Annotated in this window: 13 protein-coding genes; all 13 read right to left on the reverse strand. The window is 44.2% G+C overall.

Going from position 1 to position 15,920, the window contains the following annotated elements; genetic code table 11:
• Positions 1–15 precede the first annotated feature (15 nt).
• The gene (locus tag MHI25_RS23700; RefSeq protein ID WP_076136530.1) at positions 16–1,941 is read right to left on the reverse strand and encodes a stage V sporulation protein D; all 1,926 of its coding nucleotides are present in this window, start codon (positions 1,939–1,941) and stop codon (positions 16–18) included.
• 79 nt (positions 1,942–2,020) lie between these two features.
• Complete coding sequence (locus MHI25_RS23705; RefSeq protein ID WP_076129051.1) at positions 2,021–4,255, reverse strand: penicillin-binding transpeptidase domain-containing protein; 2,235 nt, start codon at positions 4,253–4,255, stop codon at positions 2,021–2,023.
• Positions 4,256–4,301: 46 nt separating this feature from the next.
• Positions 4,302–4,694, reverse strand: coding sequence for a septum formation initiator family protein (locus tag MHI25_RS23710; protein WP_036683668.1), 393 nt, complete (start codon positions 4,692–4,694; stop codon positions 4,302–4,304).
• Between the two features lie 23 nt (positions 4,695–4,717).
• A complete protein-coding gene (gene rsmH, locus MHI25_RS23715; protein WP_036683671.1) occupies positions 4,718–5,671 on the reverse strand; it encodes a 16S rRNA (cytosine(1402)-N(4))-methyltransferase RsmH in 954 nt (317 codons plus the stop codon).
• A 36-nt stretch (positions 5,672–5,707) separates the two neighbouring features.
• Positions 5,708–6,145 (reverse strand): division/cell wall cluster transcriptional repressor MraZ, encoded by a 438-nt coding sequence (gene mraZ / locus MHI25_RS23720; protein WP_036683674.1) that lies wholly within the window; start codon positions 6,143–6,145, stop codon positions 5,708–5,710.
• A 263-nt stretch (positions 6,146–6,408) separates the two neighbouring features.
• Positions 6,409–7,680, reverse strand: coding sequence for an adenosylhomocysteinase (locus tag MHI25_RS23725; RefSeq protein ID WP_170914265.1), 1,272 nt, complete (start codon positions 7,678–7,680; stop codon positions 6,409–6,411).
• A 100-nt stretch (positions 7,681–7,780) separates the two neighbouring features.
• The gene (gene bshC / locus MHI25_RS23730; protein ID WP_076129044.1) at positions 7,781–9,412 is read right to left on the reverse strand and encodes a bacillithiol biosynthesis cysteine-adding enzyme BshC; all 1,632 of its coding nucleotides are present in this window, start codon (positions 9,410–9,412) and stop codon (positions 7,781–7,783) included.
• A 230-nt stretch (positions 9,413–9,642) separates the two neighbouring features.
• Positions 9,643–10,563, reverse strand: a complete 921-nt coding sequence (locus tag MHI25_RS23735; RefSeq protein ID WP_036683682.1) for an ATP-binding cassette domain-containing protein — start codon at positions 10,561–10,563, stop codon at positions 9,643–9,645.
• A complete protein-coding gene (locus MHI25_RS23740; RefSeq protein ID WP_340394484.1) occupies positions 10,560–11,555 on the reverse strand; it encodes an ABC transporter ATP-binding protein in 996 nt (331 codons plus the stop codon). The genes MHI25_RS23735 and MHI25_RS23740 overlap by 4 nt, the downstream gene beginning before the upstream one ends.
• Positions 11,556–11,566: 11 nt before the next feature.
• Positions 11,567–12,502, reverse strand: a complete 936-nt coding sequence (locus MHI25_RS23745; protein WP_036683689.1) for an ABC transporter permease — start codon at positions 12,500–12,502, stop codon at positions 11,567–11,569.
• A 3-nt stretch (positions 12,503–12,505) separates the two neighbouring features.
• A complete protein-coding gene (locus tag MHI25_RS23750) occupies positions 12,506–13,438 on the reverse strand; it encodes an ABC transporter permease (protein ID WP_036683691.1) in 933 nt (310 codons plus the stop codon).
• 221 nt (positions 13,439–13,659) lie between these two features.
• Entirely contained in the window at positions 13,660–15,369 is a 1,710-nt protein-coding gene (locus MHI25_RS23755; RefSeq protein WP_076129042.1) for a peptide ABC transporter substrate-binding protein, read from the reverse strand.
• A 150-nt stretch (positions 15,370–15,519) separates the two neighbouring features.
• A complete protein-coding gene (locus MHI25_RS23760) occupies positions 15,520–15,906 on the reverse strand; it encodes a DUF3397 domain-containing protein (RefSeq protein WP_036683696.1) in 387 nt (128 codons plus the stop codon).
• Between the last annotated feature and the right edge of the window lie 14 nt (positions 15,907–15,920).

A 15,920-nucleotide genomic window follows, 5' to 3' on the forward strand; every position in this document is an offset into this window, starting at 1 on the left:
CTTATACCTTAATCATTATTCACTAGATGCTCCCATATAAATCCTGATGGTTGAGCCCTGTTCTACTCTGGCCCCAGCCTTAGGAGCTTGATTGATGACCGTATTTCCTGTGCCTGAACGTGCAAGATTAAAATTCATATTTAAATCCTCATAGATATCCTGCACCGTTGCTCCGGTAAGATCAGGTACGGTCACTATCGGAGTTTCGCCATACTTATAAGTTTTGGGAAGCTGATCACTGCGCTCCGGAATCTTCATATAGTGCAGCGAGTCTTCCAAAATATTTTGCACGATTGGAGCTGCAACCACACCCCCAAATTGAATCCCTTTCGGATTATCCACGGCAGTGTACACAACGATCTGAGGATCATCCGCTGGTGCAAAGCCAATAAAAGAAACAATGTGCTCTGTTGGAGAATAACGTCCATTTACAACCTTCTGTGCAGTACCCGTCTTGCCACCTACACGATAGCCGTCAATAAAAGCCGGCCGTCCTGTGCCTTTGGCAACCACGCTCTCAAGTGCTGCCCGCACCTTCTTGGATGTTTCCTCCGAAATGACCTGCCGCACAAGCTCTGGCTTCACCTCTGATACAGTCTCTCCAGTAACCGGGTTAACCCATGCTTTTGTTACATGAGGTTTATAGAGATTACCGCCGTTGATAGCCGCGGATACCGCAGCAATCTGCTGAATAGGCGTAACCGAAACCCCTTGACCAAAGGCTGTAGTCGAAAGCTCTACCGGACCTACTTGATTAAGCTTGAACAGAATACCATTAGCTTCCCCATTCAGATCAATTCCCGTTTTGCTGCCAAAACCAAAATCACGAATATATTTGAAAAGTGATTCTTTTCCCAGCCGTTGCCCTAAGGCGACAAACCCAGGGTTACAGGAGTTCTCAACTACCTGTAGAAAGGTTTGACTACCATGACCGCCCTTTTTCCAGCAGCGCAGCTTTGCGCCCGCCACCTCGATAAACCCCGGATCATAGAAATGATCGTTCTGAAGATCTACTTTACCTTCCTGCAGCGCAGCAGCCAGAGTGATGATTTTGAACGTTGAACCAGGTTCATAGGTCATCCAGATAGGCAGATTCCGGTTGTAAATCTGCGCATCATATTCCTTGTATGATGCTGGTTCATACCCCGGTCTGCTAGCCATGGCTAGTATCTCACCATTCTTCGGATTCATAGCTATAGCCCAAGCACCCTGCGCCTGATATTTTACCATAGCCTGATCAAGCTCACGTTCCATAATGGACTGGATCTGTTTATCAATCGTCAGCTCCAGATTAAGTCCGTCTTGAGGGGCAGAATATTTCTCAGATGAGCCAGGCATAAGTCTTCCGCCCGCATCAGACAAATAAGAAATATTGCCGGCTATACCTTTGAGCAGATTGTCATATATACTCTCTACTCCTGTAATACCCTGGTTATCTATACCTGTGAAGCCTAGAATATGCGCGGCTAAATCGCCGTAAGGGTAATACCTTTTGCTATCCTCAGCGACAACGATGCCCGGCAGCTGCAAATCACGGATGCTCGCGGCAAGATCCATCGTAATTTTGCGGCCGCCGGGCTGAAGTTTCACCGACATTTCTTTTTTGGACAGCAATGTCATCAGCTTCTCCTCAGTCATCCCAAGCAGTGGAGCTAATTGCTGTGCTGTCTTTTGCTTCTCTTTTACCTGCACCGGTACTGCATACACTGTAGGTGTGGTGATATTAGAAACGAGCGGCACACCTTCACGATCCATAATTTCACCACGTTTAGCGGTAAAAGGAATATTGCGGCGCAAGGAATCTTCTACCTTCGCAGTCAGTTCCTCGCCTTGAGATAATTGCACATACGCAAGACGCACGACCAGCGAACCGAATAACACTGCCAGTCCCAGCAATGTCCACAGCATTCTCCGCCGTGTTACGACTTTGGAAACCTTCATTCCGTTCTCCCCCACTTTCAACAATAGACATGAGCTCTTATCTTCATGACTATTCGGGACAAACAGGGGTTAGAACAAGCTATGTTCCGCTCTCGGAATCTGTCCCCTCATCAGCAGGCGGGGCCACGGGAATATCTTCGCCATAATCATTTAATGGCTTCATTTTCAAAGTGACCAAGGTCTTGCCATTTTGCGTGCCTACAATCTGTTCTGAGACGTAACCTTCACCGTCTACCGCAATCTCTACTTTTAGTAGAGTTAGAATTTCAAGTGCATCACGCAGGGATTCCCCTTTTAAATCTGGAATGGTAGGCTGAGCCCCCTGCGGACTTAATAAATAGATCCGTTGCCCTGTAGCAAGCTTAGTACCTGCCTCAGGATATTGACTCTCTACAGTAGATCCTTCACCGACCACTACATAATCGAAGCCTTGATCCAAAAGTGCTTCTCTTGCTTCCTTCATCGTCTTGTCTGTTAGATCTGGTGTAGTCCGAAGTGCGACTGTTTCAGTCTTAGCCGGCTTTTTGCTGCTGCTATCACTAGCCTCAGACGCCAGCTTAGGTACTCCCATGTATTGCAGAGACTGGGATACAATCTCTTTAAATACTGGAGCAGCTGCCTTACCGCCGCCAACCTCAACGTTCGGTTCGTCAATAATGACAATAACAGCGATCTTTGGATCATCAACAGGAGCATAACCAATAAAGGAGACAAGTACTTTGGATTTCACATAATCCTTTCCTTCAACCTTGATAGCCGTTCCTGTCTTACCTGCCACACGATAGCCGTCAATATAAGCGTTGCGGCCTGTTCCTTTTACTTGGTCAGCAACAACCTGCTCCAAATATTCACCCGTTTTCTTGGCGCTTTCCTCATCAATCACCTGACGCACTACACTAGGCTGAGTAACCTTTGTCTCACCAGTGTTAGGGTTTGTGACCTCCTTAACTACATACGGAGTCATCAACTTTCCCCCATTAGCTATAGCAGATACGGCAACTAGCTGTTGAAGTGGGGTTACTAGCACTTTACCGTGTCCATATGCGAGTGTCGCAATTTCTATAGGACGTCCAAGGTTAGGGTTAACTACCCCGCTTACTTCTCCTGGCAGATCGATTCCCGTTTTCTCATTGAAGCCAAAATCATTGATATACTGTAATAGCTTGTCCTGTCCGAGCATTTCATATAGCTTAACGAATAGAACGTTACTAGAACGTTTCACACCTTCAAGAAAACTGATTTGCCCCCATCCAGCATGATTAATATCATGCAGTGCTTTACTATATCCCTTTATCCGGATGGACCCGGACAAAAATGTCGCAACAGGATCAAAAAGCTTCTCTTCTACTGCGGCGGCAAGCGTTACAATTTTGAAAGTGGAACCAGGCTCGTATTTAGATTTAATAGCATGATTATAGAATCCCGCCCCATCGGCCCCGGTCTTCCAAAATTCATTTGGATTATAGGTAGGCATATTGGCTAATCCCAAAATCTCCATCGTGTTCGGATCAGCAGCAATGACACTCATACTTTTTGGCTTATATTGCGCATACGCCTTTTGCATGGCCTCTTCTATATAATGCTGGATCGTACTATCGATTGTAAGCTTGAAATTACTTCCATTTACTACTGGCTTATAGGTATCTTGTGAATCCGGCAATTTTACCCCTTGACCGTCACTTTGATAAAGCAGCTTGCCATCGGCACCCTTAAGCTCCGTATCAAAGTATTTTTCCAGTCCCATGATAGCATTGCCGTCCCTATCTGTATAACCTAAGATATGTGCAGCTAATTCATCTTTTGGATAATATCGTTTCTGCTCTCTAACAAGCCCAATACCGGTCTCTTGAATTTTATGTTCTTTACCTAGGGCTACATAAAATTCTTTCACCTTATCGGCAAGCTCCTGATCAATCTTCCAGCCTTCATTACGAATCTCACGGTTCTTGAGGTAAGCACCCGTCTTTTCGTCCTTGGCTTCAACCAGCTTACGCAGCTCATCCTCTGGTTTGCCGAGCAATTCGTGCAATCCTGTGATGACCTCTTCCCCGATGCCTTGTTGTTGAATCACTTCAGGATTCACCACCACGGTATAAGCAGGGACATCGCTAGCGAGCACACTCCCGTTACGGTCAGAAATCGTACCTCGCTCCGCTTTGATAGTTGAGGAATGCGCCCAAAGTGTGGCGGCCTTTTCCTGCCATTCCTCACCTTGCATAACTTGAATCCAGAACACTCTAACGATCAAAACAAGAAAAAAGAGGGTAATACACCCTCCTATAAACAGCGTGCGAAGTTTTATTCTTTTCAGCATAAGCGAACCTCACAACTTTTTTTATTGCGATCTTGCCAATCGCTCACTAATTATCACCTGGAGTCGTTGCTGAGCTTGCCGGAATATAGATTGTTGCATTCTCATCCGGGGACACATAACCAAGATCCCGTGCTTTTTGGGCGACTTTCTGCTCTAAATTCTGCTTTTCCATCTGATACGTAGAAATCTGCTTCTTGGCTGTTGCAATATCCTGATCTAATTTCTGAGCCTGCAAGTTCAAATCATAAATTTGGACGTAACGTGAAATCAGGGTGATCGCCACCAGAACGCATACTCCTAGCGTCAGCATATACAAAAGTTTCTCTTGCAGCGGAAGTACTCTTCGTCTGGTAACTACTTTTGTCTTCTCGCGGTAAAGGGGGTTTACCTCTTCTTTTCTTTTGGGCTGAACTGCTAAATTGCCGCGGGTATAGGCCATCTCTGACTCTCCTTTATCGTCAATTACAATTTTTCTGCAATGCGCAGCTTAGCTGAGCGGGCTCGGGTATTAAGCTCAAGCTCTTCTTCAGAAGGCACAAGCGGTTTACGATTGATTAACTTAAGCGTGCCTTTCGCGCCGCATACGCAAAACGGAAAGTCAGGCGGGCATGTACATCTGCTTAAATAGCTGCTAAAAATTTGCTTGCAAATTCGGTCTTCGAGCGAATGAAAGGTGATGACGGATACTCTGCCTCCTGGTGCAAGGCAACGTACTGCACTATGTAGCCCTTCTTCAAAAGCACCCAATTCGTCATTCACAGCAATCCTTAATCCTTGAAAGCTACGTTTAGCGGGATGCCCTCCTGTTCTTCGAGCAGCTGCCGGGATACCTTCCTTGATCAGTTCTGCTAATTCTCCTGTTGTCTCAATAGGAGCTTCTTCTCTTCTGTCTACAATTTTTCTAGCGATTCTCCGCGAGAATTTCTCTTCTCCATATTGGAAAAGAACACGGGCAATCTCCTGCTCGGACCATGTATTCACAATTTCAGCAGCCGTCAAAAGTGCTGACTGATCCATGCGCATGTCCAGCGGAGCATCATGATTGTAACTAAAGCCTCGTTCCCCTTCGTCAAACTGGGGAGAGGATACGCCAAGATCAAAGAGCACTCCATCTACTTGGGGAATACCATCTGTTTGTGGCACAAAGGGCACATCCTTAAGTACACTCTCCAGATCACGGAAGTTAGTCTTAATAGTCACAACCTTGTCTCCGTATTCCGCTAATCTTTCTTTGGCGTTCTCCAAAGCCCAATCATCTTGATCCAAACAGATTAAACGGCCTTCGCCGCTAAGCTTGGAAGCGATAAGTGAGCTGTGACCCGCTCCACCGAGAGTGCAATCTACATAGATTCCGTCTTTTTTGATGTGCAGCCCTTCTGTCGCTTCTTCCTTAAGCACCGTGATGTGGTGAAACAAGCTGCATCCCTCCAGGACAGTATTCGTTATTGTGTTTTATAGATCAAAATTGAAATCCACCAATTTCTCAGCGATTTCGTTGAACGATTCCTCGGACTGTTCGAAGTACTGTTCCCAAAGCTCTTTGTTCCAGATTTCCACCCGGTTCGAAACGCCCAGAATGACACAGTCTTTGTCCAGTTTGGCATACTGCCGTAAATTGGCCGGCAGATTTACCCTTCCCTGCTTATCCCAAACACATTCAGTTGCACCTGAGAAAAAAAAGCGGCTAAATGCGCGGGCATCTGATTTCATCAGCGAAAGGCTTTTAAGCTTTTGTTCCATGATTGCCCATTCTTCCATGGGATAAACAAACAGGCAGGAGTCTAGGCCGCGGGTCGTCACGAAGGAGGTTCCGAGCAATTCACGGAGTTTAGCCGGAATAATGATTCGGCCTTTGTCGTCAATGCTGTGTTGATACTCTCCCATGAACATCCTTTTTCCCACCCCTAATCCCCGAATCCCCACTTTACCCCACTTTTCACCACTTAAGCATAATAGATTCGCCATTAAAAATCAAAAACCTTTTTCTGGCCAAGGAAATTTTTCCTAAATCAGATAGCTCGTTTCCCGAAAAACATTTCTCCACAGAAAAAAGCCATACAATCGGAATCTTGTCCGTTGCATGGCTTTGTTAAAAAAGTTGCTTCAGTTCAAGGTACACTGGTTAATACACTTTATTGTTATGCGTTCGGTTATTAATCGTTCAAATTCCAGCTGTCCAAATAATCGACTTGTGCCGGAGTGAGGCTATCGATGTTAATGCCCAGACTTTCCAGCTTATAACGTGCTACTTGCTCATCCAGCTCATAAGGAACATTTTCAACTTTTACGCCAATGCTCTTATAATTATCATTTACATATTTCAGCGACAGCGCCTGGAGTGCAAAGGTTGTATCCATAATTTCAGCAGGGTGACCATCAGCAGCACCCAGATTTACAAGTCTGCCTTCGGCAAGCAGATATAATTTACGTCCGTCACGAAGCTGGTACTCTTCGATATTTTTGCGAACGGTACGTTGGGATACGGATCTTTCCGACAGCTCAGGCTTATTCACTTCAACGTCGAAATGGCCCGCGTTGCACATGATTGCTCCATCCTTCATCACATCATAATGTTCACCGCGAATTACATAACGGTTACCAGTTACTGTAACGAAGAAATCACCAACCTTAGCTGCTTCCAGCATTGGCATTACTTCAAAACCGTCCATATGTGCTTCAACGGCTTTAATCGCATCAACTTCTGTGACGACCACTTTTGCTCCAAGTCCTTTAGCGCGCATGGCAACACCTTTACCACACCAGCCGTAACCGACAACAACTACTGTTTTACCCGCTACGATAAGGTTGGTTGTGCGAATAATTCCATCCCATGCCGATTGGCCAGTGCCATAACGGTTATCAAACAAATATTTGCAGTAGGCATCATTAACCGCGACCATTGGGAACTTCAATACGCCTTGCTTTTGCAGAGCTTTTAAACGAATAATCCCGGTAGTTGTTTCTTCAGCACCCCCGCGAATATTCTCCATCAGATCAGGACGCTCCGAATGCAGCAATGTAGCAAAATCCCCACCGTCATCAATAATCAAGTCCGGTTTGCTCTCCAGTGCTTTGATATTAAGGGCTTTAAATTCTTCAGGAGACGGATTGTATTTAGCAAATACTGTGATTCCATCCTCCACAAGCGCTGCACAAACATCATCCTGTGTAGAAAGTGGATTCGAACCTGTAATGGTTACATCTGCACCACCAGCTTTGACAACCTTCGCCAAATAAGCGGTTTTAGCTTCCAAATGCAATGTGATCGATACTTTCAGACCTTTAAATGGCTGTTCTGCTTCAAACTGCTCACGAATACGGTTCAGTACCGGCATATGCTGGCGAACCCAGTCGATTTTCAAATGCCCTTCCGGTGCGAGTGACATATCAGCCACGATACTATTTTGTTTAGATGAACTCATTATGAAACCTCCTAAAAGTTTTGTGGGAAATAACTCCAGTGATCTGCTTCGTACAAAACTCACTTCGTAAGCATAAGCTTAGTTTTATGAAGCGATACTTCCATTACATATAAATGATGCGATGTGTTCCACTGTAATCCGGTTCAACCGTCATTAACTCATCCAGCCAAGCAAGTCCGTACCGGTTCAAGTAATACATGATATTGTACACTCTTTCCTGCAGTTTACCCAGTGGCATTAACGACAGCTCGATTCGCTCCCATTGCCGGATTGCAGCTTCGTTCTGTTTTGCCATTGCATCTTGGGCTTTCGCCTGTAAAAAAGTAATCTGATCTAGAATCTTCTCTTTATTGTTATTCCCCAGCTTAAGCAGACCGGCCTGAACCGTTCCAAGCTGCTCAATCAGCGGTTCGTACATGGCGGCGAATGAGGTCTTGGTTTCTTCAAAACGACGTTCAATCCCCAGCTCATCCTGTGCGGCCAGCCATTCATGTCTTTTATGATCCAGTCCTTGTCTTACATCCTCAAAGCTAAGTTGATATTTATCCATATGCTTGTGCAGCGTACCTTCTACGACAGTAAAAGACATTCTAGGGATAATTAACGGCATTTCTCCCCCAATGGTCTCAAACGCACGACGCGGAATGGCCCAGTAAGCAATCTCACCTTGACCCAGCACCGTTGCCAGAACAGGCAACACATAATCCTGCATAAGTGGACGTGTCAGCACATTATTGCTAAAGCGTTCCGGATGTGCCTGCACCTCCTCAAGTAATTCATCACGGGAAAAGGATACCTGACCCTTGCGATCCGTAAAGATTCCGTCCTTCTTGTGAAGCAGAAGCCGTGTACCTTCATGAATATAAAAGAGGTTGGCATTGCCAGCTGTAACATCAGCCTGAAGCTCATATCCGGCGCCCACAATATCAGAAGCAGAATTCATATACGCTGTTTCCAGTGCATCATTCTGCATAATTAGCGAAGTGAAAAATGGCTGTTCTAACTTACGTAAGTTGGGATCAGCAGAATCAAGCAGAATTAGACCAAATTTACCAAATAATGAACCCATCAGCTTGGCAAATGCATCCGTCATACTATCTGCTCTAAAAGAAGAAGTTCGAATGAATTCCATAATCTGCGGCTTAAAGTCGCTTTCCTGAAGCAGACCGTCTAACTGTTCTACTACCTGCTGCCAGCTTTCCTCTTCTACACGAATATCACTTACTGAGGAGCGTTTCTCTTCTGACTTTTCTATCTTAATCTTAGTAATCTCCTGCGTACGATTCAGTACATACGTATGATTCACTTCATCCCAGTCATGATCTTCACCTGCAATCCAGAATAAAGGAACTACTGGTCGGCCGAGTTGTTCAGCTGCTTCTTTTGCCGCCATAATGGTAGTTGCAGCTTTATATACCACTAACAGGGGTCCAGTAAATAGTCCGCTTTGCTGCCCACCTGTCACCACTAATGTCCCCGGCTGCTCTAAGAGAGCCAGCGAAGCCATCACCGCATCATGCGAGTTATGCTTTTCATTATATTGACGTAGACACTCAGCAATCTGAGTCCGGTCGGCACGAAGGCTTTCTCTGCCGTCTAGCCACTCTGCCCTTCTACTTCTACTTTCTTTATTGCGGAAATCCCCACCGTACAAATGACTAACCTTTTCAAAATGATCTATATAGTCGCGCGAGAGTGCAGATCCACCCTTGAGCGGTTCCGTTACAATATTCATTTGCTAGTGCCTCCAGTTCTACTAAGCAGTTATATGTAAATCCAAGTTCGTAAAAACTCTCTATGATTGTATCCAAAGTCAGGAGCCGCGTCAAAGTAAAACATGTCTTGATATCAGCAACACAGGTACAGCCAACTGTTCAATTATACTATAAATTCATTAAATAATATCCTAAATACATACAAGAGGCGAGAGCATAATGCTCCCGCCTTTGAAAACCTAAGTATAAATTATGCGAATTTTTTGCTGACAAAGTGGCCTTTAGATACTTCTACTAATTCAAAGTCACTGTCATTGGTCTTATCGTTAGCAGAATAAATAGGGCTGCCAAGCTCATCATGCAAGTGAATACGTTTTTTGTTGACTTCAATTTCCGGATCCGGAACTGGAATAGCCGACAATAGGGATTTAGTATAAGGGTGGATAGGATTTGCATACAGCTCTTCACTTTCCGCCAACTCAACCATTTTACCCAAGTACATAACTGCTACGCGATCACTGATATGTTTAACCATGGACAGATCATGCGCGATGAAAAGATAAGTCAATCCAAGACGATCTTGCAATTCTTTAAGCAAGTTAACGACCTGAGCTTGAATGGATACGTCAAGTGCGGAAATCGGCTCATCACAAACGATGAACTTAGGATTAACCGCTAACGAACGGGCAATCCCGATACGTTGACGTTGTCCACCGGAGAATTCATGCGGATAACGGGTTGCATGGTCATGGTTAAGACCAACCATATCCAGCAGTTCTTCAATCCGTTTCTTACGTTCTGCACGGCTGCCAGCCATTCCGTGAATGTCCAGTGCCTCGCCAATGATATCAGAAACCGTAAACCGCGGGTTAAGCGATGCGTACGGATCTTGGAAAATCATTTGCATGTCACGGCGCATAGCCTTCATTTGATTTCCAGGCAATTTATAAATGTCTGTACCATTATATTTCACACTTCCAGCAGTTGGCTCATACAAGCGAAGAATCGTACGTCCAGCAGTAGTCTTACCACAACCGGACTCACCTACCATCCCAAGTGTCTCGCCCTCACGGATCGTGAAGTTAATATTATCAACAGCCTTAAGAACCTTACCTTTACCTACATTAAAATATTTCTTAAGACCTTCTACCTCTATTAGGTTCTTACTCAAGAGTACTGCACCTCCTTGGCCATCGAATGCAGATTCCAGCAACGCGCCATATGCGTTTCGCTGAATTCTGTGGCGCCGGGATCGATTTGTTCGCACACATGCATCGCTTCATTGCAACGAGCAGTGAACGAACAGCCGATCGGCGGCTTGATCAGATCTGGCGGTGTGCCGATGATCGGAATAAGCGGCTCGCCTTTCTTTTGGTCCAGACGCGGCATTGAGCGCAGCAGACCTTTGGTGTATGGATGTTGTGGATTTTTAAAGATTTCCCATCTTGTTCCGGTCTCCACAACCTCACCTGCATACATTACAATCACCCGATCACACATGCCAGCAACTACGCCCAGATCATGTGTAATCAGAATAATGGAGGTACCTAGTTTTTGCTGCATCTCTCTCATAACTTCCATGATCTGCGCCTGAATGGTTACATCTAGAGCTGTTGTAGGCTCATCTGCTATCAGCAAAGCCGGACGGCAAGCTAACGCGATTGCGATCATTACACGCTGGCGCATACCGCCTGAGAATTCGTGGGGATATTGGTTAAAGCGAGCCTCCGCATTTTTGATGCCTACTAATTTCAACATCTCCATACCTTGCTTTTTCGCTTCGGCCGCTGACATTTTCTGATGTTTAATCAAAACTTCAGTGATCTGTTTGCCCACTTTGATGGTTGGGTTCAGAGAAGTCATCGGGTCTTGAAAAATCATGCCAATATCTTTACCGCGAATAGATTCCATTTCTTTCATGCTTTTGTCTAGCAGATTCTGTCCTTGAAAAATAATCTCTCCCTTTTTCACTTTAGAAGGTGGAGAAGGGATCAACCGCATAATCGATTGAGCAGTTACACTCTTACCGCTGCCGGACTCGCCGACGATGGCAACCGTTTCGCCTTTGCCAATTTCAAAATTCATACCACGGACAGCTTGTACTTCTCCGCCCTTAACAAAAAAGGAAATATGCAAATCTTTGACTTGTAAAATAGGTTCCATCCATATTCCTCCTATTTCTTCAGCTTAGGATCAAGCGCGTCACGAAGACCATCACCGAAAATGTTGAAAGAAAGCATTGTTAAGCTGATTAGGATCGCAGGGAACAAGAAGCGCCATGGATAGTACAACCAGCCGGTGAGTGAGTCATTGATCATCGATCCAAGTGAAGCAACAGGAGCTTGTACACCAAGACCCAAGAAGCTTAGGAAGGCCTCAGCAAAGATAGCATTTGGTACAGACAGTGTAATGGTTACGATAATCGGACCAACCGCATTCGGCAGAAGGTGTTTGAACAACAGTCTCGCAGAACCAGCACCCATGGAACGGGACGCCAATACGAATTCACGATTCTTGAGCTGCATAATTTCTCCACGCACAATCCACGACATCGTAATCCAGCCTGTAATGGTTAGAGCTAGGATGATTGTTCCAAGACTTGGCTCAAGAACGACCAAGAGCAAGATTACAACCAGCAAATAAGGAATAGAATACAAAATTTCAGAGAATTTATTCATAATATTATCTACACGGCCACCGAAGAAGCCCATAATGCCTCCGTAGATAACACCGATGAACAAGTCGATGGCTGCCGCAGCAAGACCAACGATCAAGGAAATCCGTGCACCGTACCAAGTACGAACAAAGATATCACGACCAAGATCATCCGTTCCAAACCAGTGATCGGAGGAAGGGGGCTTATTGGTGCTCATCAAATCATTAGAATAATAGTTATATTTCGAGATAAAAGGTGCAAAAATCGCTGCAAGTACAATCAAACCCAGGATACCGAGCGCAGTCATCGCCATTTTATTTTGACGCAACCGTTGCCAAGAGTCTTTCCAAGCAGAGAGACTCTCACGCTGGATAACTTCGGCTTCTTTTTCATCTACACCGACTTTTTGAAAATCTTCCGGTTTTAGATTTAACAAGTTATTTTCAGTAGCCACTATTTAGCCCTCCTTTCCTCCACTTAATTTCATACGTGGGTCAATTAATACATAAGCAATATCCGTAATAAAGCGGGCAACCATGAGTAATACACCATAGAAAATGGTTATCCCCATAATAACGGTATAGTCACGGACACCAATCGCTTCCACGAACTGTTTACCAATACCCCCAACACCAAAGATCTGCTCGATAACAACCGAACCAGTTACGATGTTAGCTGTCATTGGACCCATATAAGTAACAACAGGTAGAATTCCGTTACGAAGTACATGGCGGCTCAGAATAGCCATCCAGCTCAATCCCTTTGCTTTAGCCGTTTTGATATAATCCGCATTCAAAACTTCAAGCATACTTGAACGGGTCAAGCGGGCGATAAAGGCGATCGGCTGTGCCGAGAGCGCGGCCACGGGTAAGAAATAATAGATTGGCCCTTTAAAACCTGAAACCGGTACCCAACCCAGTTTGAAAGCAAATACATACTGCAGTAATGACGCGACTACAAAGCTCGGAACCGCAATCCCCAGAACTGCCAGCACCATAGCTGCGCTGTCAATAAACTTTCTGTGATAGAGTGCCGCCAACATGCCGAGAAATACTCCGACAATAACCGCCACAACGATTGCGACGAGTCCCAGCTTCAGCGACGCTGAAAAGGTTTGACTGATCAAATGTGATACATCTTGATTTAGGCGTTTCATTGAGACACCTAGGTCACCTTGGATAATATCACCTAAATACTTAAAATACTGATGAGAGAGCGGCTTGTCCAGACCATATTGTTCCATCAGACGTGCTTTAATTTCTGGCGGTACCTTCTTTTCAGAAGTAAACGGATCCCCCGGAATAGCTTTCATCAAGAAAAAGGTAGCTGAAATCAATACAAATAGAGAAACCAACATATAGAAAAACTTATTTGCGACATAACGAACCATCCCCATCACACCTCCTCCGACAATTTTTGATACACATAATAATGATTTTATGAAAAAAACGGATTTTTGTCTATTTTCTATATATGTTATTAATAACATTAATTAACAAATAGACAGGAATACAAAAAAAAGGGATATATATGGAATTCCACATATATATCCCGAAGTATTCTGCAACTTCAGTCAACTAACTATTCTGTTGTAATTACTAAAGCAATATCTTAGTGCTCAAGCAAGTATCCGCGAGTCAAGTCAATTGCACCACTAAAGTCAAGAGTAACACCTTTAAGGTACTCTTTAGTCAGGGAGTTGTTAGTGTAGTAGTACAAAGGAATCAGAACCATATCTTGCTCAATGAGCAATTTCTCAGCTGCAGCAAACTTTTCTTGACGTACTGCCAAGTCAGTGCTTGTTTTAGCTTCGCTGATCAATTTGTCATACTCAGGGTTAGCGTAACCAGTATCATTGTTACCGCCACCTGTTACCCACATATCAAGGAAAGTCATTGGATCATTGTAATCCGCAGTCCAACCCGCACGAGCAACTTGGTAGTTCAGGTTTTGACGGTTTTCAATAAATACAGCCCACTCTTGGTTAACGGTTTGTACGTCGATACCAAGATTGTTTTTCCACATATCAGCAATCGCCAAAGCGATTTTCTTGTGACCTTCACTTGTGTTGTAAGTCAGGGAGAATGTAGGCAGTTTATCCATACCTTCTTCTTTCAGACCTTCAGCAAGCAATGTTTTAGCTTGTTCTAGATCTTCAGTGAAGTAGCTATCTTTAACTGCTGTACGGTATTCACCATCAGCACCAGCGATACCCGGAGGTACATAACCGTATGCTGGGAATTGTCCACCTTGTACTACATTGTCAATCAAAGCTTGACGGTTAATGGACATTGCAAGAGCCTTACGGATTTTAGCGTTTGTGAAAGGTTTTTCAGTGATATTGAATTCGTAGTAGTATACGGAAGCAATACCTTTACGGCTGAATTCGTTAGGAAGTTCTTTTTGCACGATTGGAATTTGTTCTGATGGAATTTCACCAGTTGGTCCACCGGCACGATCGTATTCACCGTTCTTGTAGCTGAGCAGCTCAGTTGCACCGCTGTTTACAAGGGAGAAGTCGATTTTGTTAAGTTTAATAGAATCTTTATCCCAATATTTATCGTTTTTAGTTACAACAAGTGTTTGACCTGTAGTCCACTCAGTAAGAGTGAAAGCACCGTTAACGATCATAGTATCTTTGCTTGTTGCCCATTTAGGATTACTCTCAATGGATTTGTGTACAGGGTAATAAGTGTAGAAGGAAAGCAATCCAAGGAAGTAAGGAGTTGGGGCTTCAAGAGTAACTTCAAGAGTTTTCTCATCAACCGCTTTAACACCTACTTGACTGAAATCGGTAATTTCCTTGTTGTAGAACTTTTGAGCATTTTTGATGTAGTACAATTGATAAGCGTAAGGTGCAGCGGATGCAGCAGCAGGATCGAGCACGCGTTTCCAAGCGCGAACGAAGTCTTCTGTTGTTACAGGATCGCCATTACTCCATTGTGAATCACGGAGTTTGAAAGTATATACCAGACCGTCAGCGGAAACTTCCCAGCTTTCAGCAACACCTGGTTCAGCTTGACCAGATTCAGCATTCATGCGAGTCAGACCTTCGTACATTGTTGTCAGGACAGTGTGTGCTTGGCTATCTTGAGCCAATCCTGGGTCAAATGTTGGAGGCTCAGAACTAAGGTTAATTCTCAATGTTTGGTCAGCAGCCAATTTTTCTTCTGTAGCTGCATTACCAGTTGCCGTGTTACCAGTGTTAGCATTGTTACCTTTATTGCCGCTGTTTGCATTGTTTCCGCCGCAGCCAGCAAGCACTGTGCCGATAACAAGTACTAATGCAATCATTAGCAATAGACTTTTACTCTTCTTCATCTAGCAGTTCCCCCTAAATAGAATGTGGTATATGGTTTATGATTATACAACCAGTGGTCAAAAAAATCTAGTGCAATGTTTTCAGAAAATATTTTTTTTTTAAAACTTTAAACTTTTGTGACGTTGACGCTTCACCGAAGCAGTGGAACGTTACATCGCTTGTGATATGTAGGTAATTAGCCCAACAAACATAAATAATAAATATCCGACGCTCATAAAAAAGAACGAAAGTCTCCAAACTGCCCGAAATAACCGCTTCCCATCTACCTTTCCTTTCATCCGATTTTGAGCTCCGCCAATCAGTCCAGCGGATATTAATACAATAATTAGTATAAGGTAAAACCCAAAACCGGAATTAAAGATGTTATTAAACAATGCGGAGACCGACAATAATAAAAAAAATGTGGTCACGTCCATAGCGAGCATAAAAGTTTTCTTTTTATCTTTTTTTAAGCCCTTTCCAATGAAAAAAACAATCAAAAACGGCACAATCGGAATAACGCTTAAAGTAATAACCGAATCCATCAGCAGTCCCATAGCTTCACCTCTCC

Source organism: Paenibacillus sp. FSL E2-0177, assembly GCF_037992975.1.
GTDB lineage: Bacteria > Bacillota > Bacilli > Paenibacillales > Paenibacillaceae > Paenibacillus_AQ > Paenibacillus_AQ odorifer.